Origin of the sequence: Rhodopseudomonas pseudopalustris, from assembly GCF_900110435.1 — a bacterium.
In the GTDB taxonomy this organism is placed as follows: Bacteria; Pseudomonadota; Alphaproteobacteria; order Rhizobiales; family Xanthobacteraceae; genus Rhodopseudomonas; species Rhodopseudomonas pseudopalustris.
In genome coordinates this window covers 185,071-211,366 of record NZ_FODT01000001.1, presented here as the reverse complement: position 1 = coordinate 211,366, position 26,296 = coordinate 185,071, and the positions used below count along the sequence as shown (strand labels likewise).

Here is a 26,296-nt window from a genome sequence, read left to right as displayed (position 1 = left end):
GGAGAACGGAATGTCGGCTGAAGTCTTTTCGGTCTTCTATCAGTTCGCCGACGTATTCGCTTTTCTGATCCTCTCGGCCGCGGGCCTCGCCATCGTGTTCGGCATGATGGGCGTGATCAACATGGCGCACGGCGAGTTCATCATGTGCGGCGCCTACGTCACGGTCGGACTGGTGAATCTCGGCGTGCCGCTGCCGATCGCGCAGATTCTCGCCGCGATCACCGCGGGGCTGATCGGCGTCGTCGTCGAATATCTGGTCGTGCGCCGCTTCTACAAACGCCCGCTGGATTCGCTGCTCGCGACCTGGGGCCTGAGCCTCATCGTGACGCAATCGATGCTGCTGATCGTCGGCTCATCGGTGCGCGGCATCGGCACGCCCGAAGGCAGCTTCGCGATCGGCGACTATACGTTCTCGACCTATCGGCTGGTGCTGTTCGGCGCCGCGGTCGCGGTTCTGGCGGGGTTGTACATCGTCTTCATGAAGACGCGGTTCGGCGTGATCGCGCGCGCGACGATGCAGAACGCCGCGATGGCGAAGGCGCTCGGCGCACGCACCGGACGCATCTACGCGATCAGCTTCGGCATCGGCGCCGGCCTCGCCGGATTGTGCGGCGCGCTTTACGCGCCGACGATGACGCTGATTCCGACGATGGGCGCGACCTTCATTGTCGAGAGTTTCGTCACCGTGGTGATCGGGGGCGCCAATGTTCTGCTCGGTACCGCGCCCGCCGCCGTTCTGCTCGCGATGATCCGGATGGTTCTGAACGCGAGCTACGGGCAGATCATCGGACAGATCGGCATGCTGGTCGCGGTCATTCTGATCATCCGGGTGCTGCCCGAAGGCCTGTCCAGTGTGTTCGTCCGTCGTGGGCGTTGAGCGGAGGATGCGATGATCAAGCTGCTCGAAGGCCCGCAGACGCTGGGGCGCGGCCCCCTGTTCTGGTCGTGCTTCCTCGTCGTCCTCACGGGGGCGCTGATTTATCCGGTGTTCGCCGACTCCTACGACGTCGGCAACTTCTCGTACTTCCTGATCTGGATCTTCATGGCGCTCGGGCTGTGCCTGATCTGGGGCTATGGCGGGATGCTGTCGTTCGGCCAGACATTGTTCTTCGGGGTCGCCGGTTACGCCTATGGCGTGCTGGCCATCAACATGGGCGGCGGAACGACGACGATCGTGGCGCTGGTTGTTTCCGTCGTGATCGCGATGATCGCCGCCGGAATTCTCGGCTACTTCATGATCTGGGGCGGCATCAACGGCATCTTCTTCGGCATCGTCACGCTGTCGGCGACCTTGGTGCTGGCGTTCTTCCTCGGCCAGACCGCGGGGCCTGAGTGGCGCATCGGCGATGCGCGGCTGAACGGCTTCAACGGCATGAAGGGTATGGATCCGCTCGCGATCGGATCGGTCTACATCGAGGGCTCTGCGCTCTACTACCTCATGGTCGGGCTGATCGTCGTGGTCTACCTGGCGCTGCGGATGCTGGTGAACTCCGGCGTCGGCAACGTCATCGTCGCGACCCGCGAGAATCCGCAGCGGGCCGAAATGCTGGGCTACGACGTGCGCAAATATCAGTTGTTGACCTTCGTGATCGGCAGCGGGCTGGCCGGGCTGAGCGGCGCGCTCTACACCTCCTGGGGCCAGTTCATCACGCCGTCGAGCATCGGCCTGCCCGCCGCTGCGATGCCGATCGTCTGGGTGGCGTTCTCCGGCCGCAACGATCTCACCGCGACGCTGGTCGGGTCGTTCCTGCTGCTGTTCGGTTTCCAGACCATCACCGTCTACAGCCAGCAGGCGGCGCTGGTGCTGATGGGGGCGTTGTTGCTTGCCACGGTCATGGCGGCGCCCCAGGGCTTCGTGCTCGGCATCGGCAAGTTCATCGCGGATCGGACGGCGCGGCGAGGCAAGCCAGGCGTGAAGTCGGCGTTGCCGGATCAAAGTCAACTCAAGCCGGACGGGGCCTGAACAATGTCGCTCGTCGAGGTGAAGGGCGTCTCCAAAAGGTTCGGCGGACTGACCGCGGTCTCCGACGTCGATCTGACGGTGAAGGCCGGCGAGGTCCATTGCCTGATCGGGCCGAACGGCGCCGGCAAGAGTACGCTGTTCAAGCTGATCGTCGGACTGTTTCCGCCGACCAGCGGCAGCATCCTGTTCGATTCGGCGGATATCACCGCGGAGCGCCCATATGCGCGGGTCCAGCGGGGCATGAGCATCAAGATGCAGGCGCCGAGCGTGTTCAAGGAATTGCCGGTGCTGCAGAACATCCAGATCGCCCTGCAGGAGCGCTGTTCCGGCGCGGAACGCGCGAGGGAAGAGGAACGGCTGCTCGATCTGCTCAACCTCACGCAGGACCGTGACAAGATGGCCGGCGCGCTGTCGCACGGGCAGCAGCAATGGCTCGAGATCGGAATGGCGCTGGCCTTGCGGCCGCGGCTTCTGCTGCTCGACGAGCCGACCGCCGGAATGTCGCCGGAGGAGACCTTCAAGACCGGCGAGCTGATCAAGTCGTTCAATGCCGGGGGCATGACGGTGCTGGTGGTGGAGCACGACATGGCGTTCGTGCGCCAGATCGCGCAGCGGGTCACCGTTCTGCATCTCGGCAAGATTTTCGCGCGCGGCAGTCTCGAGGCGATCCTGCAGGACCAGCAGGTCGCCGAGATCTATCTCGGGAAGACCCATGCTCACTGAACGATTGCCCACGGATCGCATTCTGGAGGTTTCGGGATTGTGGGCGGGGTATGGCGCCACGCCGATCCTGCAGGGCGTCGACATGACGATCATGCGCGGCGAGATCGTCGGCGTGATCGGTCGCAACGGCGTCGGCAAGTCGACGCTGATGCGCTGCATCATCGGCCTGCTCGACTCCTGGCGCGGCACCATCACCTTTATGGACCGCGACGTTACGCCGTTGCAGGCCGACGCGCGGGCGCGCGCCGGCTTCGGCTACATCCCGCAGGGCCGCGACGTGTTTCCGCAAATGAGCGTCGAGGAAAACCTGCAGGTCGGCGAACTGATCGGCGGGCCGAGGGGCAAGAAGCTGCCCGAGCTGGTCTACGAGTACTTCCCGCGCCTCAAGGAGCGTCGGAAGCAGATCGCGGGCACGATGTCCGGCGGTGAGCAGCAGCAGCTCGCGATCGGGCGCGCGCTGATCGGCAATCCGGCGTTGATGATCCTCGACGAGCCGTCCGAGGGCATTCAACCGTCGATCGTGCAGCACATCTGCGAGGCGTTGAAATCGTTCCGGACCGAACTCGGCACCACGATCATTTTCGTCGAACAGAATCTCGACACCATCCTGGCGATCGCGCAGCGCTGCTACATCATGGAAAAGGGCCGGATCACGCATTCCTTGGTCGGCGACGACGTCAACGAAGACAAGGTGCGCGCGCAACTGCTGTTGTGACGACGGCGCGCGCCCCGCAAGGCAATCTGTTCAACGGGCCGCCTCGCCGTATCGGTTGGGCAGGCGAGCGAGGAGGGAGACAAAGATGGATTTGGGTTTGAAGGGCGCCAAGGTTCTCGTCACCGGCAGCACCAAGGGCATCGGCCGGGCGGTCGCCGAAACCTTCGCGGCCGAAGGCGCCGATGTCGGAATCTGCGCGCGCAACCAGGCCGATGTCGACAGCACGGTCGCATCGCTCAGGTCGAAAGGCGTCTCCGCCTTCGGCGGAGCGGTCGATGTATCGAACGGTCCGGCGCTGAAGGCCTGGGTCGCGGACATGGCGAGCAAACTCGGCGGCGTCGACGTCGTCGTCGCCAACGTCAGTGCGCTCGCGATCGGCCAGGATGAGGAGAGCTGGGAGAAGGAATTCGCGACCGACATGATGGGCACGGTGCGTCTGGTCGACGCGGCGATGCCGTATCTCGAGAAGAGCCAGGCCGCGGCGATCGTCACCATCTCCAGCGTGTCGGGGCGCGAGGTCGATTTCGCCAGCGGGCCTTACGGCACCTTCAAGGCTGCGATCATCCATTACACCCAGGGTCTCGCCTTTCAGCTCGCGCCGAAGAACATCCGCGCCAATTCGGTGTCGCCCGGCAATACGTATTTCGAGGGCGGCGTCTGGAACCAGATCAAGGACAGCAACCCGGAGCTCTACAACACAGCGCTGGCGCTGAATCCGACCGGGCGGATGGGCACGCCACAGGAAATGGCGAACGCGGTGGTGTTCCTCGGGAGCCGCGCCGCGAGCTTCATCACCGGCACCAATCTGGTCGTCGACGGCGCCTTGACGCGCGGCGTGCAGTTCTAAGCACAGCTGTTTTGCAGACGACCGCGACGGTGGGGCCTCCTCCCCACCGACCGACGAACCGACTCGAAAAGCAACAGGGCATCACATGACTGCGGATCTGCACTACAAGTCGATCACCGAACTCTCGGACCTTTATCGCCGAAAGCAGCTGAAACCGTCCGAGGTGACGCAGGCGTCGCTCGATCGCATTGCAAAACTCGATCCGCGCTTCCACGGCTACGCAGTCGTTCTCGCCGAGCGCGCGATGCAGCAGGCGAAGCGGTCGGATGACGAGATCGCCAGGGGCATCTGGCGCGGCCCGCTGCACGGCGTGCCGATCGGCCTCAAGGACCTGTGCTACACGACCTTTGCACCGACCGCAGGCGGCACCAAGATCCACGCCACCTTCGTACCCTCGTTCAACGCGACGATCGTCGATCGACTGGAGCGCGGCGGCGCTGTCTCGCTCGGCAAGCTGAAGATGACCGAGGGAGCCTACACCAGTCATCATCCGGACGACGCTGCGCCGCTCAATCCGTGGAATGTCGATTACTGGGTCGGCTCGTCGTCGAGCGGTTCGGGCGTCGCAACCTCGGCGGGGCTTTGCTACGGCTCGATCGGCAGCGACACCGGCGGTTCGATCCGGTTTCCATCGGCGACCTGCGGCCTGACCGGGATCAAGCCGACCTGGGGCCGGGTCAGCCGCTACGGCGTGTTTCCGCTGGCGGATTCGCTGGATCACGTCGGCCCGATGTGCCGGAGTGCGGCGGATGCCGCCGCGATGCTCGGCGTCATCGCGGGCGCCGATCCGAACGATCCCACCACGTTGCAGGCGCCGGTGCCGAACTATCTCGCACAGATCGACGACGGCGTGCGGGGGCTGCGGATCGGCATCGATCGCAGCTATGCCGAGCATGGCATCGATCCGCAGGTCGTCGCGGGCTTGCGCGAAGCCGAGCGGACGCTTGCCGATCTCGGCGCGGAGATCCGCGAGGTGAGGCTTCCCGCCTATGAGAAGCTGGTCGGTCACTGGATCCCGATGTGCTCGGTGGAGACGGCTGAAGCCCACCTCGCAACCTACCCGTCGCGCAAATCGGAGTACGGCCCCGATCTTGCGCAACTGATCGAGCAGGGCCACGCGATGACCGGGGTCGAGATCGCGGCGATCCATCACGAGCGACTCAGATTCTCCGGCGGGCTGGCGGCGCTGTTCGAGGACATCGACCTGCTGCTGGCGCCGACTATGCCGGTCCCGATTCCGACGCTGACCAGGATGGGCGAATACGGCGCCGATCCGAATGTCCTGCTGAACATCCTTCGCTTCACCGCGCCGTTCGACTTCAGCGGCAGCCCGACCATCACGATGCCGATGGGGATGGCGTCCGACGCGATGCCGCTGAGCTTCCAGCTGGTCGGACCGCATCTGTCCGAGCACGTGCTCGCCCGCGCCGGGCAGGCCTATCAGTCGATCACCGACTGGCACACCAAGCGTCCTCCGATCGCGTGATCGGGGCGCCGCTGCCGGCCAGGCCGGCCCCGGCAAGGATGTAAAACGTCTAAAATTTCAAGGTGTTGATGCGCAAATGCGCTGGTGCTGCCGGGGAGGATCGAACTCACGACCTCTCCCTTACCAAGGGAGATACACGCTCAGGTCGCTTGTTTTGCTGTTGAGGTTTACGCATGTCCATGATGTCTATAAACCCTATAAGCACCTGTAAAATAGAGCTTTTCGCTCGTTGATTACTTCCCTATGATTGTCCGTGCCCTTCACCGGCATTCCTGCCCCTCTGTGTGGGGCGCTCTGTGGGAAGATATCATGGTCGAGCGAAACGAGGCTGCCGCCCCTGGATCGGCGTCTAAGCTGCGCTCGATCGATACGGCCGCCAAGCGATCGAAGCTGTATCCACGGAAGAACCCGTACTGGCACGGCGTTGGCGGTGGTCGCGGCGGTGTTTCGCTCGGCTATAGGAAAGGGCCGCGGGGCGGCGTTTGGGTTGTGAAGGTGGTGATCGACGGGGAGCGCGCCGAAGAGCGTCTCGGCCCAGCCGACGACGACGGTGCGGTCGACGGCGCACTGAGCTATCCGGCGGCCGTTGCCGCGGCTCTGGATTGGAGCAAACGTCAGGCCGCTGTCGCCGAGGCCACCAAAGGTACCGAGGACGGCAAGAGCGTCCCGACGGTTCGCGCTGTGGTCGAGACCTATTCGGAACGACGCCACCGGGTAGCCACCGGTGGGAAATGCTCGGCTTCGCATCTTTTGCTGCACTTGCCCGCCGACTGTCCTCTCGGTCGGGTGAAACTCTCGCACCTCACATCGAAGCTGATCGATGATTGGCTCGATCAGTTGAAGCGGACCTACACCAAGGGCGGGCAACCGCCTGACGTTGAGCCCAAGCTGTCGACCGGGTCGCTCAACCGCCTGCTGAACGATCTCAGGGCGGCGCTGAACGCCGCGACCGACAAATACCGCCGCCAATTGCCTGGCCACATTGCTGCCGAGGTGAAGGCCGGCACCAGAACCAGGGCGAAAGAGCCCGATGACCTCGACGAAGGCCGGATGCAGCTGCTTACGGATCTGCAGGTTTGCGATCTAGTCGAAGCGGCGTTCAAGACCGACGACGATTTTGGCCACCTGGTGCTGATCGCTGCGTCGACCGGCGCACGATATTCACAGATCGTCCGGCTGACGGTGGCCGACGTTCAGATCCACCGCGCCAGGATCATGATGCCCGGGGCGCGCAAGGGCCGGAAGCGCCGCGCACGGGCGCCTGCAGCCGTTCCCGTATCGGCCGACGTAGTCGAGAGGCTCGGGCCGATCCTGATCGGTCGCAGCGGCCATGAGCCGCTGCTGAGGCGTTGGGTGATGAAGCGCGTCGGCGGCGCGGAAGGATGGACGAGGGATCGGCGCCGCCCATGGGGGCCTGCTTTCGAGGTTCGGAACATGTGGGAAAAGACGATCACCGCGGCCGGCGTCCTCGACGACACGATCATGTACGCCTTCCGGCACAGCTCGATCGTGCGCGGCCTGATTGCCGGATTGCCGGTCCGCCTCGTCGCCGCACTGCACGACACTTCGATCCGGATGATCGAGGAACACTATTCGGCGTATATCGTCGACATGACGGAAGATCTTGCGCGCAGGCACGCGATCTCGATCGTCGGCCGCCCCACGCTGCAGGCCGCCGAATAGACGGAATTTCCGGCTTGCCGAGGCGCGCGGTAGCGCCGGACGCGCCACATGGTTGAGCAGCTGCCAATGCATGGAAATGACACGACGCTGGCCACGCTGCATTGAGCGGCTCGGAAGACCGGCTCGAATGCGCCGGCTCTGCGGCCGCGCGCTAGTGAAGACGTTGAGCATCATTGCGTTGTTGGAAAGCGCCGGACTTTGAGCCCGGTCGCACTGTTCAAAAAGGCCTATGTGTTGCACGTACTGCTTATTTCTTCATTACCAATCAGTTAGCTGCGGCATACGTATGCCATAAGTGGATGAAAACGTATTCTATTGACAACATCAGCAACTATTTAGATCTTCACATGCGCCGCGCTTTGCCTATTTGCCTGTCATGAAGATTTGCCTGGCGGCTGCTCTCACACCCCCAGAATGTTCTAGGAGGACAGGCCTTTGGCATGCGTCAATTCCAATTCCGTGTTTGAAGCGGCGCCCGCGAAACGCGCGGCTGTGAAGACAGCCCGGTTGGCGCCGTCAGTGCCGTGGCGCGAGCGCGAACTTCTGCAGTTGAAGCTGGCGTCTGAAGTTTCAGGAAGATCAATCGCGGGCCTTTACGCCGATGCGAAGGCTGGGAAGTTGAAGTTCCGAGACTTCGGCGGTCGGACGTTGGTTGAAACGAAAAGCCTGATCGCTCTCATGGCCGCGGCGCCCGACTGGACGCCGCGTGATCGCGGCAAAGAAGCGCGGGCAGCGCGAAAGCAGATCGCAGCGGCTGCACTGCGATCATGAGTGTGCGAGCGAAGCACCGCGGCCGCATGAAGCGGGCGCAATCTATCGCGGCGGCGAACACAGTCATCGGCCCCTGCGCAGCAGCCATCCGGGAAAAGTGCCCGGCTGGTGCCGACCTCGCCGGCCTGGAGCCGGTCTTTGACCGCATCGCGCAAGACCTCGATTTCACTTTGGCGAGGCAGGCGCTTGACGATTTTGTCGTCGGCGATGGTCGGCGCATCGTTGTCGCGATTAGCGATGCGACCTGGCGAAACTCGGTGATGATCACGAGCTACCAAGAAAATGAGCTGCCGCCGATGGGGAAGGCCGCCCGTAGTGCGTTGGACGACTACGCCGCCGCTGGCGCCCCGGCGGGCTACGCCAATTTCATCGGCGGGTTTTGGGCGGCGTGGAGCCGTTTCGTGAAAACGAAGCTGCGAGACGGCCGTGCGCCCGACAGCGACGAAGCGGCTGATATTTGCGTCGGGCTGTTGTTAATCTCGTTCCCCGCTATTCTCGCGAGGATTGACGAAATTGCGCGAGGCGGCGCTACGCCGGCACTAGCGATCGCACTGAATTCGGCGGGCGCAACGCCACGGCGCGTCAAATGCAAGATCCGATTGGTTGCCTTCACCTTGCCGAATTGGGCTCGGTGCGGCGGCGACGTTGCCGGTCGAGCTTAGTGGACGCGTCGATGCAGGAACTTTTACCACAGCTAGGCGACTTGCTGACGTTGCCAAAGCCCCCGTCAGAAAGCCAGGTGCCTCGCGTTGGTGCGGCTCAAAAGCCGCTTGGTCCGCAGGCCTTCGCCGATTACGTCGCGCTCGGATACAAGCGCTTAGTTCCGATCATCCCGCCGAACGCGCCGATCAGCGAAACGTCGTCGCTGTTCAAGCGCATCGGCACTCCGCAAGATAGACGCGGCAAGGCGGTCGGCGTCCGCGGCACGAACGGCTGGTACGGCTACGACTGGCTCAACCAGCCCGACCCGGACGCCGCCGACCTCGACCGCTGGCAGCGCATGGGCGCCGGCATCGGTATCATGACCGGCCAACAAACTTTTGCGATTGACGCCGATACGCTCGACCAGACGAGCGCCGGCAAGATCCTGATCGCAGTCATGGAGCATTTCGGTGTGCTGCCGGTCCGCATCGGCCAAGCGCCGAAGGCGCTGTATCTGATGCAGCTCAGCGCGCCGATGCCTTATTGCCGCGTCGAGTTCGGGCCGCTCAACGAACAGGGCCGCCGCGTGTCGCGCGTCGAGTGTCTGTCCGACGGGCGCCAGTTTGTGGCGCGTGGTATTCACCCAAAGACCAGGCAGCCCTATGTTTGGACGACGCCACTTGTCCCGCGGCACCAGCTCCCGATCTTCTCACCCGAGCAAGTTCAGGCGTTCATGGCCGAGCTGCGGCGCATCCTGCCGAACACCGGCGAGATCGTCACGGAAGGCGCGACAACCGAGATCGCGCAAGCCTCTCTCAGAGGCGATATCGAGAAGGTACGCCACGCCGTCGCCGCCACGCCGAACACTTCGGCCGCGTTCGGCTCGCGCGAGGCGTATCGAGACTTCGGCTATGCGATCAAGGCTGCGCTCCCGGACGACGAGCCCGAGGCTTTCGAAATCTTCGCCGACTGGTGCGCCAGGTGGGAGGACGGCGAGAATGATCCGGACGTCGTCGCCGCCGACTGGCGGCGCATGAAGCCGCCATTCCGCCGCGGCGCGAACTGGCTCTACGAGCTGGCCGAGCAGCACAGCAGCGGCGCGTTCAAGCGGGTCGACGCGTGGTTCGACGAAATCCCATACGAGCCAGAAAGCCTCTTTGGGGCGGCCTCAACCACGCCTTCCATACAGGCGCGCGAGATCGAGCCCTTGGTGTCTATTGACCCGACCACATGGGCCGGCAGGACGCCGCCGCCGCGCGAATGGGTTGTCGACGGATGGGTGCCGAAGGGTGAAGTGACCCTGCTTTACGGTGACGGTGGCGTCGGCAAATCGCTGTTGGCAATGCAATTCGCAACCTGCGCCGCGATCGGCCAGCCGTGGCTTGGGCAGATCACGCGGCCGTCGCGGGTGATGGGTTTTTTCTGCGAAGACAGCGAAGACGAACTATTTCGGCGGCAGACCGACATCAACAAGGCGCTTGGTATTGACTGCGCGGATCTGGCAAATTTGCGTCTGTTCCCCCGCAAGCACTTCGACAACGTTTTCGCGCTGTGGGACCGACAGACCGGCGCTCTGAAGTTGCAGCCCGTGTGGCACCAACTGGCCGGCGCCGCGAAAGAATTCGGCGCGGACGTTCTGATCGTCGACACGATCGCCGACGTTTTCGCCGGCTCGGAGATCGACCGCGCTCAGGTCAGCGCATTTGTGAAATCGTGCCTCGGCAGGTTGGCACAGGAAATTGGCGGTTCGGTGCTCGCCCTCGGCCATCCCTCGGTTTCCGGGAGGTCGTCAGGCCAAGGCACGTCCGGGTCGACGGCTTGGAGCAACGCGGCCCGATCGCGGCTGTATCTCGAACACCCGAAGGGGTCGGACCGTGGCAACACGCGCGTGCTGCGCGGGATGAAGTCGAATTACGGCCCGAAGGGGTCGGAGCTGATCATTCGATACAATCGGGGTGCCTTCGACATCGTGGCCGGGTCGCAACCGGCCGCTGCCCTATCGATGGAAACGGCCGTGGCCTTAAGCATCGGGCAGGCCGCCGAACAGGCAATATTTTCGACGTTGGCCAGCAATCCGGCCGAACGCATCAACATGAAGCCGAACAGCCAATACTTCGCGCTCAAGGTGCTGCGCGCGGTTGGCCCCGACGCTTTGGCCGCGTTCGACGATGCGAAGGTCACCAAGGCGATGAATGACCTACTGCGGCGCGGCGCTATTCGCGAGGAACGTGTGGGCAAAGACGACAGTGGCAGAGCGACGTTCGGGTATGTCGTCGTTCCGGAAAAATTCCAGCCGGCTTGGTCGACGGTGGCCGATGGCGCCGAAATTGCCGCGCCGATTTTCGATTGAGGGCTGAAAATGTACGTCAAACTGACATACAGCAAAGTCCACCGCCGGGACCGCAAAGCTCCAACTAAGTCATTGAAATCATTGATCGCAAAGTCCTCGCAAAGCCTCGCTTCGCAAAGTCCTGCAAAGCCTCGCAAAGCTCAGTGTTTTCAGCACCGCAAGGCTTCGCAAAGCTCGCTTCGCAAAGTTCCCCCCTACGGGGAAGGGCCGGCGTTCCGCCGCCTGCAGGCTTCGGCCCTTCTCCCTCGGGTGTTTGGGATCGCCAGCAGGGCCGAATTTATTCGGCAATTAGCGTCGCGAGCGTTGGCGTGCTCGATACCTCACGGGCGCTTTGCCGGCGGGGTGCTCGGATGAAACAGCGAGGGCCGAAGACATGCCGATCAGGCTGGCGTCAATCCGTCGAATTTCTGGCGATCGGCCGAGAGGCAATTACGCGCTGGAATGCTGAGCGCGTCACGATCGACCGTTGCGGTGCCAAGCGAAAGCACGGGATGGGGCCGTGCCGGCAGTGGCCGATGGCGAACGGTCGCTGCTACCTGCACGGCGGTCGCACGCCGCGGAAAGATCAGTGGCACGTCATGCAGCTTCCGGATTGTTCGACGCCGAAGGGTGGAGCGAAATTCGAGCGGAAGCTTCGTGACAAGAGCGCGTATGCCAACAAGCAGGCTGTCCGGGTGGCCGCCATGACGCCCGATGAACAAAAGGCGCATCGGGCCTGGCACCGAGCCCGGAAACCAGGCTCGGGAGTTGCCAGGGAGGCCGCGGCGGTGCGGGCGCGTCAGAATGGCGAGGTGAGGCGTTTGCTCGCTGCTGAGCCTCCCGAGCGGCGCGCCGGCCCCGAATTGGAACTGGCGCGGACGGAGCTTGCGGCGGCCGAGGCCAGGTTGGCGAAGTTGACCAGTCAAGCGGCCGGTGCTGGTGGCGATGACGAAGGGATCTTCGGATGACCGAATTTGACGATGGTGATTTCGATGGCATGGATGAACAGGACGCGCGCGAAGCTCTCACACGAAAGATGCGAACGGAGGGCGCGATAATCGCTTACCGGACGGCGGTCGCCATTTGTCTCGACCCCAAAGCGACGGCTGCAGCGAAAGCATCCGCAGTCAATTCGCTTCTGCGCGCTGGCGGGTTCTTTGCGGATCAGGACGCCGACGACGAAAAGGCGCCTCACGAGATGACGCCAAATGAAATCAACGCGGCGCTTCAGAAGGTTGAGGCACAGCTTGCGCAGCGTGAAGCCGGCCCTAGCCAGGGGAGGGCGCCGCCGCAGCAGAGGCGCAAAGGCGGCCTATTTGATTGAGCGCCACCGCTTCGATCTAACTGCCGCGATTTCAAGTAGTTTGCCACCAGCTTTTAGAATTCGCTCAGCCCTTTACACGGTGCGCTGAGCGGGATTTGGCCTTCAATTTCGCCCTTCGGACGCGGCGGTCCATTTCGGCGTGAATGTCTCTTTGCGCAACAGGTGTAGATGCTTCTATCGTTGTGCTGCCGTATGCGGAAGGTCGGCACCTAGCGTTTCGGAGATATGCTTCAATGTCGTCTTCGCCGATCAAGACGGGGCGTCCTGGCAGATAACCGAGTTTTCCCTTGTGCCTCAGCCTGCGGATTTGCCCTACCGTTTTATTGAGCCGGGCGGCCGCCTCGGCGTCACTCATGAACTTCGTCGTCATGCGATTTCCTGATGCTGTGCGGGGTCACTCTCCAGGTGAAAAAGCAACGCGTTCGTGTGTATGTCAAATCAGTAGTTAGTAAGGCGATGTATCAATACATCGAGAGCGTTGACATACAATAATTTGATTAGTTAGCGTGCGGTCACGGGAACTAGAAACTCCCTTGCTAACAGCCATTCAAATCCGGGGTCTCTGCGTGAATGTCCAGGGCGTTCGTCACCTAAAGACGCGAGAGGGCCGACGTAGCCGGCGTTTCTAGCCCCGGATTGCAATTTCGCTGCCCTAGAAACGCGGCGAGAGAGGAAGCTACGATGAGTGTCACCGCACGACCTGCTGCCAGGGCGAAAATCCGTGTTGTTTGGAGCCGCGACGCCGCGCCGACGCCAGCGACTGAGGCGGCGATCGTTTCAGCGATCGAGAAGGATCTGCGCGCCGCTCGCATTCAACGCCGTTTTGACGACATGCTGCACCACCTCGACGAGTTGTTCATTTTTCATAAGCACGCGGAAAGCGCGGCGGTTCGGTCGCGGTGCGCGGCGCTGCTGGCTGGTGCGTAAGGTTGCGCCCCGAGCAGCCGGCGCGACAGCGCCGGTTGCTGGCAGAAGCTGGCCGCGGCGGCGCGTCTCGTTTGAGTGTACCCGTGCAAGGCGATCCAACGAGACGCTTTCGCTGTCTCATTCGCGTCGGTTTCGACGGGTCTGAGACAGCTATGCGCGTAGTCTAGAACCTAACGAGACGGTCAACAGCACATGACAAAGATTGGCTATGCGAGGGTCAGCACGACTGACCAAAATCTCGAAATTCAGAAGACGGCATTGCAAGCGGCCGGGTGTGATCTAGTCCGGTCGGAAAAGCGTAGCGGAACGACGCGGGCTGGGCGGACTGAGCTGCAGGTGATCTTGGACTTTCTACGAGAGGGCGACGTGCTGATGGTCACGCGAATTGACCGCCTGGCGCGAAGCATTGGCGATCTGCAGGACATCGTCCGGGCCGTGAAGTCGCGCGGCGCCACGCTGCGCGCGACAGAGCAGCCCATCGATACCAGCACGGCCGCTGGCAAGGCGTTTCTCGACATGCTCGGCGTGTTCGCCGAATTCGAGACGAACCTACGGAAAGAGCGCCAACTTGAGGGTATCGCCGACGCGAAGGCCCGCGGGGTTTATAAGGGCCGGAAGGCGACAATCGACGCCGATGCAGTGCGCGCAATGAAGAATGAGGGCATCGGTCCGTCCGACATTGCGCGACGTCTAAAGATTGGCCGCGCCAGCGTCTATCGCGTGCTCGGCTGACGCGCTGCGTGGCGGGCCATTGCCAAGGCTTGGCCGGCGGCCGGGCTTACCCCCTGGGGATGGTTTGGCCACGGAAACGCAGGCTGCGTCGGAAGCCCGCACAAAATCGCGCGCCGCTGGGATTTTTGAGCTATGGCGTGTCACAAGAATACGACTTGATCTACGCCGGTTTCGGGTCGCCACGTGAGCGCCGCGCGCCGTTCTAGAAGCTCGTTCTCGCGGTGGGCAAGGGATGGAAAGAAGTCGATCGCCAAGGGTGCTATCTCGTTCCCCTTGAAAAGCCCCGTTGCTCTAAGCGCTGTCAGAGCTTGGCGGAATGCCACCAGTCCGCTGCGTCCCCGGCCAGATAAATGTTGGCGCAATAAGCGAGCATGGTAGCGTTGAAGGCTGTGGCAGCCTTCATCATTTTCTACGAGCGAGGCGTTCGACAGCAAGTTGGGGTCCTCTAGGTCGCTGGGGTCATTATCAGCTAAGACTACTAGATCCGTGCAGATGTCATCGATCGTCGCGTCGACAGATTCGAAGAAACAACGGCTCAGGCTTTCAAACAGGACCGATGGCGAAGCTGGCCCGTTCCCCTCAAAATGGGCAAGCAGCATCGCCTTTGCTGATGAATGAAGAAAGATGATAGGTGCGATTTGCTGCTGATGTGCAGGGATAAGGCGTTCGAAAGCGGACGACCGATACTGCCGCTCGAATGCTGCGTCAGATTCTGCAATCCAGCGTTCAGGAACGGGAATATAGGCGCCTGTTTGACGTGAGGCGGTCTGCTGGTCGCGGGCCACATCACAGCTGGATTTGGGTTCTTGCTTCGCTTTCCGCCCGAACATGGTCATTTCCCGGCGCGATGATTTGATCGATACCAGATAGCATACATTGAAATCCGCTACCACTCTCAGGGCGATAGCCGATCACCGTTTGCGTGCGGCCTCAGATGAGGTATCTTGACCTCAGCGAGAATGTCGGTTCGCCACCGATCACAGAACGAAAACGGCCGCGAGGTTAAGCGTGATCAGATGACCGACGCCCTTATTCAAGAAGATAATTTTGAGCAGACTGCGCGGCCCGGCGCCAGCCAAGAGGCGGCGGCCGATGACATGGCATCGGCCGCGGCGGATGCCTTTACTGCCGCGCTTGATCCAGACGTCATGATCGACAACGTGTTGTGGGGTCTGAGCACCCTGCTGAACCTCGTCGAGCGCCCCGGTATGGCCGAAGTCTCAGAGGGTGTAGCTAGTCGGCTACGCGGTTCAATCATCACGCTCAGTTCTGGCTTTGCGGAGCGCTTCACTGGAAAGCTTCGCGGGGATCTGCGCGTGACTGGCCTTGCAGGCGCGCTGGGCATCGCCGCGGTTCTCGGCAAGACAAGCGAGCAGGTGACCGCCAGCGAACCGCTGGACCGGTTGTTGGATTATCTGGATCACGTCGCGCTGCTTAAAGTCGAGATCGAGGCTCTTTGCTTGAGGGACCGCATCGAAAAGCGCGGCGCGCCGCTTCGCGCGATGCTCGCTTCGCTTAACGCAACTCAACACGCGCCTCACCAGGAGGCCACGGTTCATTGAGGTTTAGTGATGCTTCCGCTTCTTCTGGCCGGCGCCGGCGCCGGCTCAACGCTTCTGTCGTCCATGTTCGCCGGCACCGCGCAGGACGAAGTCAACAACGCGCGGCTGGGGGTGAACAGCGCCGAGCGCGCCCGGCAGCAGGCGCTCGACATGGAAGCCAGCGGCATCAACAGCGGGGCGCTCAACCGCTACGCGGGCTTCGGCACGCTGCTCGCGGATCGGGCGACGAAGTTGTCCGATATGTACCGGTCGGCGGTCGGCGGCGGCACGGCGCTGCCCGGCACCGCTTTGCCGGCATCGTCGTCCGACGTGGTCAACCGCGAGATCGACAACAAGCAGGCCATCGCCCAGGCGTTCGGCCTGCAGCAGGGCGACGCGCGCGGCAAGCTGCAGTCCTTCGGCGATCTGCTAGGCACGATCAGCCGGAGCCAGGCGCGCGACGCCGGGACGCTCGGCCAGATCGGCGGCTACAAGAAGGGCTCGGCCGGGGTGCAGGCGCTCGAACTCGACGCAGCAGGCCACGCGGGTGACAGCAACAAACTGCTTGCCGATCTATTCGGCGGATTTGGCAAGGCGGGTTTGAACGCCGGGCTAAGTCAAATGGAGTGGCTTGATCCCGGCATTAATCCGGACGGATCAATCATCGGTGCGGCGGGGCCGACATCCATTCGCGGTCGGCCTCTGATCCGATAGCTCAAGCCGCGTTCGCTGCTCCGCGACAGCGAATTCTAATCTGTGAGCAGTGTGGGAAATCAATGTGGGAAGATCTATAGCCGCGCCCGCGCTGCCGACTAACCCATTGATTTTATTGGGTGTAATGGTGCTGCCGGGGAGGATCGAACTCACGACCTCTCCCTTACCAAGGGAGTGCTCTACCACTGAGCTACGGCAGCATAGGCCGCAACGGGAATCAGCCTCGAGGGCTCCCGTGCGGCGGGCCGATCCTTGCCACAGGGCATCCTCCGGCGCAAGCGCGCCGCACGTCAGGAAGGAGGAAAATCCGGTCTCTGGACGAAATTTTACTCCCCTGCGAAGCATGAGACATAACAACGGGATGGCGAGGCCCGCTGCAGCCGTGTCGCCGTTCGACTTTAGCCCGGGTCGGATTTGAGCTTCATTTCGAGCAACTGCAGCCCGACGCGGCTCCCAACGAGTTCGGCGATCGCCGAAAGTGCCATTAACGGCCGCATCATTACCTCGAATTCAACGACCTGCCCCTCGGCGTCGAAACGGATCAGATCGATGCCAGTGAGCTGCACTCTGCCGTTCTGGGCGGTGAACTCGAGCGCCGCGTCTTGCGGACCACCGACGAAAGTCCGGCGATAGCGCAGGTTTTCGAGCACGGCGGCGACTGCGGTGAGCACCAGCAGCGCCGCCTCTCGGCCCTGGATCGGCGATTGAATCACCGGCGAATAGAACGTCACGTTCTCGGCCAACAGCGGTCGCAGCAACGTCACGTTTCCCGAAGGAAGCGCTCGACGCCAAGCGGCGAATGTCTGTTGCGCCGTCGCCGCCAGCGCATAAGTGTCATTGGACATTTGTCGCTCCGAAATCGATGATTTCAATGCTGACCAGGGACTGCAATGACATCCGCGACGATTGCCAAGGGCCGCAAGCGAACCATGCCATGAACCACAAGCCTGTTCGACCGCAGCAAGACACCGGCAGCCGGCAGGCGAGGCTGCGTGACGCGTTGCGGGAAAACCTCAAGCGACGCAAGTTGCAAGCCCGCGGCCGCGCCGCGCAGGAGCCGGGTGAAGGCGAGTCCGGAGACGTCCAGCACAATGCGCACGGTGATGTTGATAAGGCGAACTGACACGACCATGCCGCGGGTCGAAGGACAGCATTGAAGCCCCGGCCATGCTTCTATGAGGGAACGCAGGAGCGCATCATGGTCCTCGGATGAGTCTGGCCACGTTCACGCTCGTCAATGTCGTAATCAACCTGGTCGCCGTCGCGGCGGGAGCTGCGCATGAAAAAGCCCCGGCCGCGCGGGCCGGGGCTTTGAATGTTTGATACGCAGACTCCGCGCCGCGTTTCGCAAATCAGCGGCGGTATGTTCCTGTCTGTGTGCCGTTGTTGTTGCCTTCCGGGCCGACGTCGCCCTGGGTCGATTGCGGCGTCGGATGATTGGCGCCATTCATGCGACCGCTCGACCCCGTGGTCATGCCGGGCGCCGGCGCGACAGTGCCGCGCTCCATGGCGCGGCCGTTGCCGACCCGCTCGGATCCCATCGCATTGCCGCGGGTATCCGTCTGGCTCTGCGCGCCAGCAATCATCGTGGTGGCCAACAACACAGCCGCAGCCATGCCGGCGATCCGGGACATTCGGAAACTCATGAATCCTCCTTGGTTGTTCGATTCGTGCGGTTGCACTGGGGACGAACGATGCGGTTGGCGCCCCGTTCCGAAGGAACATCGGCTGAATCCGCCAGAGCGATAACGCTCGGCGATTGTTTGCATTGGAACTTGAACGGCGTAGGAAAGGAGCGTCCGCTCACACGAACGAGCGCGCCCGAGCGAGCTCGTGGAGGGCCTGGAACGAGCGCGACCGCAGAGGGTTGGTCCGCCAAACCACCGAGGAAATCATAATGCAACACAGTTTGAAGGGCTTGATCTGGCGTCGCAGCGCGACTGTTCTTGCGGCAACCTCAGCGGTTGTCGCCGGCTTCTTGGCTGCGGGAACGCCGGCTGAAGCCCGCGACTATCCCTATTGCCTGACGTCGCCGGGCTATGGCTATCCGGGCGACTGCAGCTATGCGTCGTACAACCAGTGCCGGGCGGCTGCGTCGGGACGGTTGGCCGACTGCAACGTCAATCCGCGCGTTTCCTTCCGGGAACCGCGGCGCCGGGACTATCGGACCTACGGCGACCGCTGGTAAGAATTCCCCGCATCTTCGGGGAGAGGGTCGGCGGGCACACGGTCCGCCGATTCGGCTGCTTTCGGGTCTTGGCATCGCGTCAGCTCTTGAAATCGCCTTAAATTCCACGCTTTTGCCACAAGCGGCTCTCGTGCCGTATAATTCCACGGCAAACAGCGGGAATCGGCATGGATCGCATTCGCATTATCGGCGGCAACAAGCTGCATGGCACCATCCCGATCTCGGGAGCCAAGAATGCGGCGCTTCCGCTGATGATCGCCGCGATGCTGTCCGACGAGACGCTGATCCTGGACAATGTGCCGCGGCTCGCCGACGTCGCGTTGCTCCAGCGGATTCTCGGCAACCACGGCGTCGACATCATGGCCGTCGGCAAGCGCCCCGGCGACCACGAATATCAGGGCCAGACCCTGCATATCTCGGCGAAGAACATCATCGACACCACTGCGCCCTACGATCTGGTCTCGAAAATGCGCGCCAGCTTCTGGGTGATCGCGCCGCTGCTGGCGCGAATGCACGAGGCCAAGGTGTCACTGCCCGGCGGCTGCGCCATCGGCACCCGCCCGGTCGATCTCTTGATCATGGCGCTGGAAAAGCTCGGCGCCGAGCTGTCGATCGACGCCGGCTATGTGGTCGCCAAGGCGCCCGGCGGCTTGAAGGGTGCGACCATCGAATTCCCCAAGGTCACCGTCAGCGGCACCCATGTCGCGCTGATGGCGGCGGCGCTCGCCAAGGGCACCACGATCATCGCCAATGCGGCCTGTGAGCCCGAGATCACCGACGTCGCCGACTGCCTCAACAAGATGGGCGCCAAGATCACCGGCGCCGGCACGCCGCGCATCATGATCGAGGGCGTTTCGAAGCTGCACGGCGCGCGGCATACCGTACTGCCGGACCGGATCGAGACCGGCACCTATGCGATGGCGGTGGCGATGACCGGCGGCGAGGTGCAACTGTCCGGCGCGCGGCCGGAGCTGCTGCAATCGGCGCTCGATGTTCTGACGCAGGCCGGCGTGACCATCACGGTCAACAACGACGGCATCAAGGTCGCGCGCAACGGCGCCGGCATCAGCCCGGTCACGGTGACCACCGCGCCGTTCCCCGGCTTCCCGACCGATCTGCAGGCGCAGTTGATGGCGCTGATGACCCGCGCAAAGGGCGCCTCGCATATCACCGAGACGATCTTCGAGAACCGCTTCATGCACGTGCAGGAGCTGGCGCGGTTCGGCGCCCGCATCCAGCTCGACGGCGAAACCGCCACCATCGATGGCGTCGCCAAGCTGCGCGGCGCTCCGGTGATGGCGACCGACCTGCGCGCCTCGGTGTCGCTGGTGATCGCGGCGCTGGCCGCCGAAGGCGAGACCATGGTCAACCGAATCTATCATCTCGACCGCGGCTTCGAGCGGCTCGAGGAAAAACTGTCGGCCTGCGGCGCCACCATCGAGCGCATCAGCGGGTGAGTGTTGCTGCGGGGGCTGCCTTGGGTCAGCTTAAACTTCTCGCCTTGGATCCCGACGATCTCGCGGTGATCTCGGCCCACGTCCAGGACGCGCGCGTCGAAACCGGCGACATCGTCTGGCGTCAGGCCGAGAAGCGGCTGGTGGTCGGGTTGCATCGGCTCGACTGGGAGCAGACGCTGTCGGGCGATCCGATCCCCGGCCGGCTGATCGCGGCGCTCCGGTTCGATCGCGTGCTCGCCTGCAAGTCGCGCAATATCGACATCGGCGCACCGGAGACATCGCTCGAATTGATCGGGATCGAATTCTACCCGGCGCAGGAAGCGCCGGCCGGCAGTGTGGTGCTGATGTTCTCCCGCGGCGGCATGTTGCGGCTCGACATCGAGTGTCTGGAATGCGCGCTGACCGATCTCGGGCCGGACCATCTCGGTACCGGCGATCCACCGGAGGACCTCGGCGGCCTGGCTTGAAGGCGCGGCCGCGGCTGGCTTGGGCATTGCCCGGCGGGTCAGGCAACACCCTTCGGCCTTGAGGGTTGACGGCGGTAAGTCGCCGCGCCATTGAGCATCAGGGCCTGTTGGGCCTTTGTGCCGCCGGAAGCTTCCAAATGCCAATTCGTCTCGACAGCGCCAGCACCGATTTCGCCTCTCAATTCAAGGCCTTCCTGGCCATGAAGCGCGAGGTCGCGGCCGACATCGAGGCGGCCACCCGGGCCATCGTCGACGACGTCGCGGCGCGCGGTGACGCGGCTCTGCTCGAAGCCACCGCGAAGTTCGACCGTTTGAAGCTGGAAGCGAGCGGCCTGCGCGTCAGCGCCGCCGAGGTCGACGCCGCGGTCAAGCTGTGCGACCCGGATACCATCGACGCGCTGAAATTCGCGCGCGACCGCATCGAATTCTTCCACCGCCGACAATTGCCGAAGGACGACCGCTTCACCGATCCGCTCGGCGTCGAGCTCGGCTGGCGCTGGAGCGCGATCGAGGCGGTCGGCCTCTATGTCCCCGGCGGCACCGCGGCCTATCCGTCCTCGGTGCTGATGAACGCGATCCCCGCCAAGGTCGCCGGCGTCGAGCGCGTGGTGATGGTGGTGCCGTCACCCGACGGCAAGCTCGCTCCGCTGGTACTCGCCGCGGCGCAGCTCGGCGGCGTAACTGAGATCTACCGCGTCGGCGGCGCCCAGGCGGTGGCCGCGCTGGCTTACGGCACCGCGACGATCGCGCCGGTCTCCAAGATCGTCGGCCCCGGCAACGCCTATGTGGCCGCCGCCAAGCGGCTGGTGTTCGGTCGTGTCGGCATCGACATGATCGCGGGTCCCTCAGAAGTCGTGGTGGTCGCCGACAACACCGGCAATCCGGACTGGATCGCGGCCGATCTTCTGGCGCAGGCCGAGCACGACGCCAATGCGCAGTCGATCCTGATCACCGACGATGCGGCGCTGGCGGCCGAGGTCGAGCGCGCCGTCGCGGCGCAGTTGAAGACGCTGTCGCGCGAAAAGATCGCGCGCGCCTCGTGGGACGCGTTCGGCGCCATCATCAAGGTCGCCCGGCTCGACGAGGCGGTCGGCCTCGCGGACGCCATCGCCGCCGAGCATCTCGAGATCATCACTGCCGATCCGGAAGCCTTCGCGGCCAAGATCCGCAATGCCGGCGCGATCTTCCTCGGCGCGCATACGCCGGAGGCGATCGGCGACTATGTCGGAGGCTCCAACCACGTGCTGCCGACGGCGCGTTCGGCGCGGTTCTCCTCCGGGCTCGGCGTGCTCGATTTCATGAAGCGGACCTCGATCCTGAAATGCGGTCCGGAGCAGCTCGCCGCCCTCGGACCCGCGGCGATGACGCTCGGCAAGGCCGAAGGATTGGATGCTCATGCGCGCTCGGTGGGACTGCGTCTGAATCGGCGATGAGCACCTCGCAACCAGACGATTCCAACAATCGCATCGTCGCGGTGACGCTCGACGAGGAATCGATCGGGCGCTCCGGGCCGGACATCGAGCACGAGCGCGCCATCGCGATCTACGATCTGGTCGAAAAGAACCTGTTCGCGCCGGAGGGCGCGGGCGATGGGCCGTTCACGCTGCATATCGGCATCACCGGCAGCCGGCTGATGTTCGACATCCGCCGCGAGGACGGCGCCCCGGTGATCACGCATCTGTTGTCGCTGTCGCCGTTCCGCCGCATCGTGAAGGACTACTTCATGATCTGCGATAGCTACTACCAGGCGATCCGCACCGCGACGCCGGACAAGATCGAAGCCATCGACATGGGCCGTCGCGGCATCCACGACGAAGGCTCCCGGACGTTGCAGGAACGTCTGTCCGGCAAAGTCCGGATCGATTTCGAGACCGCGCGCCGGCTGTTCACACTGATCTCGGTGTTGCACTGGAAGGGATAACGCATGATCCCGAAAAGTGGTCGCCGGTTTTCGGGCCAGATCATGCGTCCGTTGCAGCGGGTTTGAGCGCATGGGACAGCCGCAAGCGGTGCTGTTCGCCTGCGGCATGAACAGCGTACGCTCGCCGATGGCCGAAGGGATACTGCGACAGATCGCGCCGCGCACGATGTATGTCCGCTCGGTCGGCGTGAAGAAGCTCGAGCTCGATCCGTTCGCGGTGGCGGCGATGGCCGAAATGGGCCTCGACATTTCGAAGCACAAGCCGATGACTTTCGAGGAGCTTGACGACTACGAGGGGCTGAACTTCGACCTGATCGTGACGCTGTCGCCGGAGGCGCATCACAAGGCGCTGGAGCTGACCCGCACCAGCGCGGTCGATGTCGAATACTGGCCGACCTTCGATCCGACCGGCGTCGACGGCAATCGCGAGCAGAAGCTCGCCGCCTATCGCGAACTCGGCGAGGCCCTGATGCAACGCATCCTCAAGCGCTTCAGCCGCCACAGCGGCGGCAACGAGTAGTTCGGGGAGCGTGGCTCGGCGGTCCGGTGCACGGAGCAACCTCGCCCCGCGTGCAGGGAGAGGTCGGCCTGCATTGCCCGGATGTGGGCGGGCGAGAGGGCTCCTCGACCCGGCCGAGCCGGGACTCGTAGCCCATCATCCCAGCCCTGTCTCCGCAGGGCAGAGAGCACACCGGCAGGGTGCGGGCGGGCGCAGAGCGCCGAGAGAACAGGACCACGCGACAGCGGGCGAGCACCGCATCGCCTTTCCCGGCCCTTATACTTGGAAACACCCGCTCGCCTGCGCTGTTGTCGGAACCCCTGCCTTCCGATAGGTTCCGCGCGCATTCCCGCGCCATCGTTCGAATCAAAAGTCCCGCATGCTCGGCCGTCCCAAACTCGTTCTCGCCTCCGGCTCGCCGCGACGGCTCGCTCTGCTCAATCAGGCTGGGATCGAGCCCGACGCGCTGCGTCCGGCCGATGTCGACGAGACGCCGACCAAGGGCGAATTGCCGCGCTCCTGCGCCAATCGCCTGGCCCGCGCCAAGGCCGAGGCGGCGCTGCAATCGATCCAGCTCGACGACGATCTGCGCGGCGCCTATCTGCTCGCCGCCGATACCGTGGTGGCGGTCGGCCGCCGCATCCTGCCCAAGGCCGAGCTGGTCGACGAGGCGTCGCAATGCCTGCGGCTGCTCAGCGGTCGCAACCACCGGGTCTACACCGCGGTCTGCCTGGTGACGCCGAAGGGCAGCTTCCGCCAGCGTCTGATCGAGACCAAGGTCCGGTTCAAGCGGCTGTCGGAGGAAGATATCGACGGCTATGTCGGTTCCGGCGAATGGCGCGGCAAGGCCGGTGGTTACGCCGTGCAGGGCATCGCCGGCAGCTTCGTGGTCAAGATCGTCGGCTCCTACACCAATATCGTCGGCCTGCCGTTGTACGAGACGGTGTCGCTGCTCGGCGGCGAAGGTTTCCCGATCCGGTTCGGCTGGCTCAATGCCTCCTGACGCTCCCGCCGCCAAGCCTTCTGCCGGCAAGGCTTCTGGCGCCAAGACACCCGCCGCAAAGTCTGGGGCTGCGAAGGCCACGAAGGCCAAGCGCTGCCCGGTTTGCGGCAAGCCGGCGACCGAGCAATCCCGGCCGTTCTGCAGCGAGCGCTGCCGCGACGTCGATCTCAACCGCTGGCTGTCGGGCGCTTATGTGATTTCCGCCGCGCCATCGGAAAACGACGAAGATTGAGCAAAGCGGGCCGCTGGTCGGTCATTGGCCGATCCCGGCCCGCGGGCAAGCGTTGTCCGACGCCGCCGAGATTTCCCCGACGACTTCGCCCCCGCTTGCGGGTTGTCTGCGACCCGGCAGGCCCTTCTGAATTCCCGGCGATTTTTCCCGGGCAAAGGAGTGTCGGGACGGGTGGACAGCGCCGCCGCGGCTGACTATAAACCGGCGCTCCCCCGGCCTTCGCGCCGGACGGAACGCCCAGGTAGCTCAGTTGGTAGAGCATGCGACTGAAAATCGCAGTGTCGGTGGTTCGATCCCGCCCCTGGGCACCATTCCGAAACAGATTGCGAACGGTTGGTCGTTCGGTTCTCTCGCGGTGACGCCCCTGATGCGATTGCGGCATCGAGGCGACCGGGGCGCTCTACGAATCAGACACCTGCCGGGCCCTGTCGAAATGCTTCGGTCCGCTGAGGGCTTCCGCTCCGCTGGATGGCCCGTTTCATCCCTCTCGCATTGCCGACGCTTCTTCGAGCATAGCCGTTTGCTCTGACATTCCGCGTCCGCCGATCGGCGAGGGAAAAGAACCTCTCGCTTCACCGCCGACCTCCGCAGAACCGTCAACCGGATCGGGCCCGCTACCGGCGGGGGTAGTCGGCCCTTTGACCTCGTTGAGGCCCTCCAGGACGCGACCGCACATTGCGCATGGAAAACGCCGAGGCGTCGGCCCGATTTTCCTGCGTGAGATGTAACCAAGCTGCGGTTCCGCCCGAATTGAGGTTGTTAGGGCGCTGAGATGGTCGAGGACGAGCTGAAGCCGCTGATGCTGGCAAGCCTGCGCGGCGAGGCCGCTGCGCACCGCGAACTGCTGTCGCGGCTGAGCGGCAATCTGCGCGTCTATTACCGGGGCAAGCTCGCCAGAATCGGCCGCAGCGCGACAGAGGCCGAGGACCTTGTTCAAGAAGCCTTGATGGCCATTCACATGAGGCGCCACACCTATGACCCGGCGCAGTTGCTGACGCCCTGGGTGCGCGCGATTGCGCGCTACAAGCTGATCGACCACCTGCGGCATACCCGGGGGTCGATGTCTGACGTCCGAATCGACGGCATCGATCCGTTGGTGGAGGAGGACGCCGCCGCCGGCGTCGAGAGTTCCATCGATCTCAGCAGGCTGATGGCGGGACTTCCGGAGAAGATGCGGACGGCTGTGCAGGCCGTCAAGCTGGACGGTCTGAGCGTCGCCGAGACGGCGACTAAATTCAAGATGAGCGAGTCTTCAGTCAAAGTAAGCGTCCATCGCGGTTTGAAGGCGTTGGCCGCGATGATCGGACGGGAGAAACTGTCATGAAGACCGACGATCTCATCGCCATGCTCGGAACCAATGTCGAGCCCGTTCGCCGGCCGGCCGGCCGAACGCTGGTGCTCGTCATTGCTGGGGGCGTCCTGCTCGCCGCCTGCCTTGTGCTGGCGGTGATGGGGCTGCGCCCGGACCTCGACCGCTCACTGCCGTATCTGTTGCTGAAGATCGGGCTGATGCTCCCCATCCTCATCCCGGCATCGATTGTCCTAAGTCGGCTGGCGCGACCGGGTGGTGAGCGTCGGGTGTCACTGGCGCTGCTATCGCTTCCGTTGCTCGCGGTGATGGGGCTCGCGATCGGCGCGCTTTCCCTGACGCCGATGTCGCACTGGAGGACCGAGATCGTCGGCGACGAATGGATTGAATGCCTGGTGTCGATCCCGGTCATCGCGATTGTTCCGTTCGCCACCATCATCTGGGCGGTGCGCCGGATGGCCCCGACAGATCTGGTGAGGGCGGGCGCAGTGTCCGGTCTGGTCGCAGGCTGCGTCAGCGCTATGGGCTATGCACTCCACTGCGCCGCCGAGAGCGTTGCATTCATTTCCGTCTGGTACGGCGGGACGGTGGTGCTGTGCACGCTGGCCGGCGCATTGCTCGGCCCCCGGCTGCTGCGCTGGTGAGCGCAACGATATCGGCAATCGCCGGGATATTCTTTCGAACGGCTGTAACCGAACTGCTCTCCTTCACGAATTCACTTTTGAGCACCTGACGGGGGGCGCCGTGGCGCTTCCCGAGTGAGCCGCGAGGAAGTGTAACATGTCTGCACAGGCCGAGCTTTCGCGGGGGATCGCTTAACTGC

At 63.6% G+C, this 26,296-nt stretch carries 31 protein-coding genes and 2 tRNA genes; 28 read left to right on the top strand and 5 right to left on the bottom strand.

What is annotated here, in order from left to right; genetic code table 11:
- Positions 1-10 precede the first annotated feature (10 nt).
- The 12 genes from BMY71_RS01050 (at position 11) to BMY71_RS01000 (ending at position 12,483) form a co-directional block, all read left to right on the top strand.
- Positions 11-877 (top strand): ABC transporter permease subunit, encoded by an 867-nt coding sequence (locus BMY71_RS01050; RefSeq protein ID WP_092681110.1) that lies wholly within the window; start codon positions 11-13, stop codon positions 875-877.
- A 12-nt stretch (positions 878-889) separates the two neighbouring features.
- Positions 890-1,963 carry a branched-chain amino acid ABC transporter permease gene (locus BMY71_RS01045; protein WP_092681109.1) on the top strand — a complete coding sequence of 358 codons (1,074 nt, stop codon included), beginning with the start codon at positions 890-892 and terminating at the stop codon, positions 1,961-1,963.
- 3 nt (positions 1,964-1,966) lie between these two features.
- A complete protein-coding gene (locus BMY71_RS01040) occupies positions 1,967-2,686 on the top strand; it encodes an ABC transporter ATP-binding protein (RefSeq protein WP_011504667.1) in 720 nt (239 codons plus the stop codon).
- Positions 2,676-3,401: an ABC transporter ATP-binding protein gene (locus BMY71_RS01035; protein ID WP_092681107.1), complete on the top strand. Its 726-nt coding sequence runs from the start codon at positions 2,676-2,678 to the stop codon at positions 3,399-3,401. Before BMY71_RS01040 ends, BMY71_RS01035 begins: the two co-directional genes overlap by 11 nt.
- Positions 3,402-3,486: 85 nt before the next feature.
- Positions 3,487-4,248: an SDR family NAD(P)-dependent oxidoreductase gene (locus tag BMY71_RS01030; RefSeq protein ID WP_011504665.1), complete on the top strand. Its 762-nt coding sequence runs from the start codon at positions 3,487-3,489 to the stop codon at positions 4,246-4,248.
- Positions 4,249-4,333: 85 nt separating this feature from the next.
- On the top strand, positions 4,334-5,734 hold the full coding sequence (locus BMY71_RS01025) for an amidase (protein WP_092681105.1): 1,401 nt from the start codon (positions 4,334-4,336) through the stop codon (positions 5,732-5,734).
- 309 nt (positions 5,735-6,043) lie between these two features.
- A complete protein-coding gene (locus BMY71_RS01020; RefSeq protein ID WP_244525946.1) occupies positions 6,044-7,417 on the top strand; it encodes a site-specific integrase in 1,374 nt (457 codons plus the stop codon).
- Between the two features lie 435 nt (positions 7,418-7,852).
- Positions 7,853-8,188, top strand: coding sequence for a hypothetical protein (locus BMY71_RS24240; protein ID WP_139202575.1), 336 nt, complete (start codon positions 7,853-7,855; stop codon positions 8,186-8,188).
- Between the two features lie 26 nt (positions 8,189-8,214).
- Positions 8,215-8,850 (top strand): hypothetical protein, encoded by a 636-nt coding sequence (locus BMY71_RS01015; protein ID WP_139202574.1) that lies wholly within the window; start codon positions 8,215-8,217, stop codon positions 8,848-8,850.
- An 11-nt stretch (positions 8,851-8,861) separates the two neighbouring features.
- A complete protein-coding gene (locus tag BMY71_RS01010) occupies positions 8,862-11,180 on the top strand; it encodes an AAA family ATPase (protein ID WP_175557576.1) in 2,319 nt (772 codons plus the stop codon).
- A gap of 350 nt (positions 11,181-11,530) precedes the next feature.
- The gene (locus BMY71_RS01005) at positions 11,531-12,127 is read left to right on the top strand and encodes a hypothetical protein (protein ID WP_139202573.1); all 597 of its coding nucleotides are present in this window, start codon (positions 11,531-11,533) and stop codon (positions 12,125-12,127) included.
- On the top strand, positions 12,124-12,483 hold the full coding sequence (locus BMY71_RS01000) for a hypothetical protein (RefSeq protein WP_175557575.1): 360 nt from the start codon (positions 12,124-12,126) through the stop codon (positions 12,481-12,483). Before BMY71_RS01005 ends, BMY71_RS01000 begins: the two co-directional genes overlap by 4 nt.
- Before the next feature lie 64 nt (positions 12,484-12,547).
- On the opposite strand, the gene BMY71_RS25540 is transcribed toward BMY71_RS01000, so the two are convergent.
- Positions 12,548-12,838: a helix-turn-helix domain-containing protein gene (locus BMY71_RS25540; protein ID WP_430715312.1), complete on the bottom strand. Its 291-nt coding sequence runs from the start codon at positions 12,836-12,838 to the stop codon at positions 12,548-12,550.
- 326 nt (positions 12,839-13,164) lie between these two features.
- On the opposite strand from BMY71_RS25540, the gene BMY71_RS24235 reads away from it, so the two are divergent.
- Positions 13,165-13,410, top strand: a complete 246-nt coding sequence (locus BMY71_RS24235; protein ID WP_139202572.1) for a hypothetical protein — start codon at positions 13,165-13,167, stop codon at positions 13,408-13,410.
- Positions 13,411-13,602: 192 nt separating this feature from the next.
- A complete protein-coding gene (locus BMY71_RS00995) occupies positions 13,603-14,142 on the top strand; it encodes a recombinase family protein (protein WP_092681097.1) in 540 nt (179 codons plus the stop codon).
- Between the two features lie 140 nt (positions 14,143-14,282).
- On the opposite strand, the gene BMY71_RS00990 is transcribed toward BMY71_RS00995, so the two are convergent.
- Complete coding sequence (locus tag BMY71_RS00990; protein ID WP_139202571.1) at positions 14,283-14,978, bottom strand: hypothetical protein; 696 nt, start codon at positions 14,976-14,978, stop codon at positions 14,283-14,285.
- Between the two features lie 180 nt (positions 14,979-15,158).
- On the opposite strand from BMY71_RS00990, the gene BMY71_RS00985 reads away from it, so the two are divergent.
- Both BMY71_RS00985 and BMY71_RS00980 read left to right on the top strand, forming a co-directional pair.
- The gene (locus tag BMY71_RS00985; protein WP_092681093.1) at positions 15,159-15,704 is read left to right on the top strand and encodes a hypothetical protein; all 546 of its coding nucleotides are present in this window, start codon (positions 15,159-15,161) and stop codon (positions 15,702-15,704) included.
- Between the two features lie 9 nt (positions 15,705-15,713).
- Positions 15,714-16,397: a hypothetical protein gene (locus BMY71_RS00980; RefSeq protein ID WP_092681091.1), complete on the top strand. Its 684-nt coding sequence runs from the start codon at positions 15,714-15,716 to the stop codon at positions 16,395-16,397.
- Positions 16,398-16,522: 125 nt separating this feature from the next.
- Here the strand turns inward: BMY71_RS00980 and BMY71_RS00975 are convergent.
- Both BMY71_RS00975 and BMY71_RS00970 read right to left on the bottom strand, forming a co-directional pair.
- Positions 16,523-16,597 (bottom strand) — tRNA-Thr (locus tag BMY71_RS00975).
- 198 nt (positions 16,598-16,795) lie between these two features.
- Positions 16,796-17,242, bottom strand: coding sequence for a nuclear transport factor 2 family protein (locus BMY71_RS00970; RefSeq protein ID WP_092681089.1), 447 nt, complete (start codon positions 17,240-17,242; stop codon positions 16,796-16,798).
- A 26-nt stretch (positions 17,243-17,268) separates the two neighbouring features.
- Between BMY71_RS00970 and BMY71_RS24230 the strand changes: the two genes are divergently transcribed.
- Entirely contained in the window at positions 17,269-17,520 is a 252-nt protein-coding gene (locus tag BMY71_RS24230; protein ID WP_347336012.1) for a hypothetical protein, read from the top strand.
- A 229-nt stretch (positions 17,521-17,749) separates the two neighbouring features.
- Here BMY71_RS24230 and BMY71_RS00960 read toward each other — a convergent pair whose 3' ends face one another.
- A complete protein-coding gene (locus BMY71_RS00960) occupies positions 17,750-18,043 on the bottom strand; it encodes a hypothetical protein (RefSeq protein ID WP_011504661.1) in 294 nt (97 codons plus the stop codon).
- Between the two features lie 251 nt (positions 18,044-18,294).
- On the opposite strand from BMY71_RS00960, the gene BMY71_RS00955 reads away from it, so the two are divergent.
- The 11 genes from BMY71_RS00955 to BMY71_RS00905 all read left to right on the top strand — a co-directional run bounded on the left by BMY71_RS00955 (position 18,295) and on the right by BMY71_RS00905 (position 26,117).
- Positions 18,295-18,585: a DUF3551 domain-containing protein gene (locus BMY71_RS00955; protein WP_011504660.1), complete on the top strand. Its 291-nt coding sequence runs from the start codon at positions 18,295-18,297 to the stop codon at positions 18,583-18,585.
- A 167-nt stretch (positions 18,586-18,752) separates the two neighbouring features.
- Positions 18,753-20,042, top strand: a complete 1,290-nt coding sequence (murA, locus tag BMY71_RS00950; protein WP_011504659.1) for a UDP-N-acetylglucosamine 1-carboxyvinyltransferase — start codon at positions 18,753-18,755, stop codon at positions 20,040-20,042.
- Between the two features lie 20 nt (positions 20,043-20,062).
- Positions 20,063-20,509, top strand: coding sequence for a DUF2948 family protein (locus BMY71_RS00945; protein WP_011504658.1), 447 nt, complete (start codon positions 20,063-20,065; stop codon positions 20,507-20,509).
- Between the two features lie 137 nt (positions 20,510-20,646).
- Positions 20,647-21,942 carry a histidinol dehydrogenase gene (hisD, locus tag BMY71_RS00940; protein WP_092681085.1) on the top strand — a complete coding sequence of 432 codons (1,296 nt, stop codon included), beginning with the start codon at positions 20,647-20,649 and terminating at the stop codon, positions 21,940-21,942.
- Positions 21,939-22,430, top strand: coding sequence for a UPF0262 family protein (locus BMY71_RS00935; protein WP_011504656.1), 492 nt, complete (start codon positions 21,939-21,941; stop codon positions 22,428-22,430). The genes hisD and BMY71_RS00935 overlap by 4 nt, the downstream gene beginning before the upstream one ends.
- Positions 22,431-22,500: 70 nt before the next feature.
- The gene (locus BMY71_RS00930) at positions 22,501-22,950 is read left to right on the top strand and encodes an arsenate-mycothiol transferase ArsC (RefSeq protein ID WP_092681083.1); all 450 of its coding nucleotides are present in this window, start codon (positions 22,501-22,503) and stop codon (positions 22,948-22,950) included.
- Positions 22,951-23,308: 358 nt separating this feature from the next.
- Positions 23,309-23,932 (top strand): Maf-like protein, encoded by a 624-nt coding sequence (locus BMY71_RS00925; RefSeq protein ID WP_011504654.1) that lies wholly within the window; start codon positions 23,309-23,311, stop codon positions 23,930-23,932.
- Complete coding sequence (gene yacG / locus BMY71_RS25145) at positions 23,922-24,164, top strand: DNA gyrase inhibitor YacG (protein ID WP_092681081.1); 243 nt, start codon at positions 23,922-23,924, stop codon at positions 24,162-24,164. Before BMY71_RS00925 ends, yacG begins: the two co-directional genes overlap by 11 nt.
- Before the next feature lie 235 nt (positions 24,165-24,399).
- Positions 24,400-24,475: transfer RNA gene (locus BMY71_RS00915), tRNA-Phe, on the top strand.
- Positions 24,476-24,936: 461 nt separating this feature from the next.
- A complete protein-coding gene (locus tag BMY71_RS00910) occupies positions 24,937-25,488 on the top strand; it encodes a sigma-70 family RNA polymerase sigma factor (protein ID WP_092681079.1) in 552 nt (183 codons plus the stop codon).
- Positions 25,485-26,117, top strand: a complete 633-nt coding sequence (locus BMY71_RS00905; protein WP_011504652.1) for an NrsF family protein — start codon at positions 25,485-25,487, stop codon at positions 26,115-26,117. The genes BMY71_RS00910 and BMY71_RS00905 overlap by 4 nt, the downstream gene beginning before the upstream one ends.
- The last annotated feature ends 179 nt before the right edge of the window (positions 26,118-26,296 follow it).

What these genes read in the sequence shown, in the direction of transcription:
- BMY71_RS00905 (WP_011504652.1), top strand. Translation starts at nt 25,485, where the DNA reads ATGAAGACCGACGATCTCATCGCCATGCTCGGAACCAATGTCGAGCCC.
- BMY71_RS01035 (WP_092681107.1), top strand. Translation starts at nt 2,676, where the DNA reads ATGCTCACTGAACGATTGCCCACGGATCGCATTCTGGAGGTTTCGGGA.
- hisD (WP_092681085.1), top strand. Translation starts at nt 20,647, where the DNA reads ATGCCAATTCGTCTCGACAGCGCCAGCACCGATTTCGCCTCTCAATTC.
- BMY71_RS00935 (WP_011504656.1), top strand. Translation starts at nt 21,939, where the DNA reads ATGAGCACCTCGCAACCAGACGATTCCAACAATCGCATCGTCGCGGTG.
- BMY71_RS01030 (WP_011504665.1), top strand. Translation starts at nt 3,487, where the DNA reads ATGGATTTGGGTTTGAAGGGCGCCAAGGTTCTCGTCACCGGCAGCACC.
- BMY71_RS01050 (WP_092681110.1), top strand. Translation starts at nt 11, where the DNA reads ATGTCGGCTGAAGTCTTTTCGGTCTTCTATCAGTTCGCCGACGTATTC.
- BMY71_RS00910 (WP_092681079.1), top strand. Translation starts at nt 24,937, where the DNA reads ATGGTCGAGGACGAGCTGAAGCCGCTGATGCTGGCAAGCCTGCGCGGC.
- BMY71_RS00930 (WP_092681083.1), top strand. Translation starts at nt 22,501, where the DNA reads ATGGGACAGCCGCAAGCGGTGCTGTTCGCCTGCGGCATGAACAGCGTA.
- BMY71_RS00955 (WP_011504660.1), top strand. Translation starts at nt 18,295, where the DNA reads ATGCAACACAGTTTGAAGGGCTTGATCTGGCGTCGCAGCGCGACTGTT.
- BMY71_RS01025 (WP_092681105.1), top strand. Translation starts at nt 4,334, where the DNA reads ATGACTGCGGATCTGCACTACAAGTCGATCACCGAACTCTCGGACCTT.
- BMY71_RS00985 (WP_092681093.1), top strand. Translation starts at nt 15,159, where the DNA reads ATGACCGACGCCCTTATTCAAGAAGATAATTTTGAGCAGACTGCGCGG.
- BMY71_RS25540 (WP_430715312.1), bottom strand. Translation starts at nt 12,838, where the DNA reads ATGAGTGACGCCGAGGCGGCCGCCCGGCTCAATAAAACGGTAGGGCAA.
- BMY71_RS01005 (WP_139202573.1), top strand. Translation starts at nt 11,531, where the DNA reads ATGAAACAGCGAGGGCCGAAGACATGCCGATCAGGCTGGCGTCAATCC.
- BMY71_RS01015 (WP_139202574.1), top strand. Translation starts at nt 8,215, where the DNA reads ATGAAGCGGGCGCAATCTATCGCGGCGGCGAACACAGTCATCGGCCCC.
- BMY71_RS24235 (WP_139202572.1), top strand. Translation starts at nt 13,165, where the DNA reads ATGAGTGTCACCGCACGACCTGCTGCCAGGGCGAAAATCCGTGTTGTT.
- murA (WP_011504659.1), top strand. Translation starts at nt 18,753, where the DNA reads ATGGATCGCATTCGCATTATCGGCGGCAACAAGCTGCATGGCACCATC.
- BMY71_RS01000 (WP_175557575.1), top strand. Translation starts at nt 12,124, where the DNA reads ATGACCGAATTTGACGATGGTGATTTCGATGGCATGGATGAACAGGAC.
- BMY71_RS00960 (WP_011504661.1), bottom strand. Translation starts at nt 18,043, where the DNA reads ATGAGTTTCCGAATGTCCCGGATCGCCGGCATGGCTGCGGCTGTGTTG.
- BMY71_RS00925 (WP_011504654.1), top strand. Translation starts at nt 23,309, where the DNA reads ATGCTCGGCCGTCCCAAACTCGTTCTCGCCTCCGGCTCGCCGCGACGG.
- BMY71_RS00990 (WP_139202571.1), bottom strand. Translation starts at nt 14,978, where the DNA reads ATGACCATGTTCGGGCGGAAAGCGAAGCAAGAACCCAAATCCAGCTGT.
- BMY71_RS00970 (WP_092681089.1), bottom strand. Translation starts at nt 17,242, where the DNA reads ATGTCCAATGACACTTATGCGCTGGCGGCGACGGCGCAACAGACATTC.
- BMY71_RS01045 (WP_092681109.1), top strand. Translation starts at nt 890, where the DNA reads ATGATCAAGCTGCTCGAAGGCCCGCAGACGCTGGGGCGCGGCCCCCTG.
- BMY71_RS01010 (WP_175557576.1), top strand. Translation starts at nt 8,862, where the DNA reads ATGCAGGAACTTTTACCACAGCTAGGCGACTTGCTGACGTTGCCAAAG.
- BMY71_RS00995 (WP_092681097.1), top strand. Translation starts at nt 13,603, where the DNA reads ATGACAAAGATTGGCTATGCGAGGGTCAGCACGACTGACCAAAATCTC.
- BMY71_RS01020 (WP_244525946.1), top strand. Translation starts at nt 6,044, where the DNA reads ATGGTCGAGCGAAACGAGGCTGCCGCCCCTGGATCGGCGTCTAAGCTG.
- yacG (WP_092681081.1), top strand. Translation starts at nt 23,922, where the DNA reads ATGCCTCCTGACGCTCCCGCCGCCAAGCCTTCTGCCGGCAAGGCTTCT.
- BMY71_RS00980 (WP_092681091.1), top strand. Translation starts at nt 15,714, where the DNA reads ATGCTTCCGCTTCTTCTGGCCGGCGCCGGCGCCGGCTCAACGCTTCTG.
- BMY71_RS01040 (WP_011504667.1), top strand. Translation starts at nt 1,967, where the DNA reads ATGTCGCTCGTCGAGGTGAAGGGCGTCTCCAAAAGGTTCGGCGGACTG.
- BMY71_RS24230 (WP_347336012.1), top strand. Translation starts at nt 17,269, where the DNA reads ATGCTGACCAGGGACTGCAATGACATCCGCGACGATTGCCAAGGGCCG.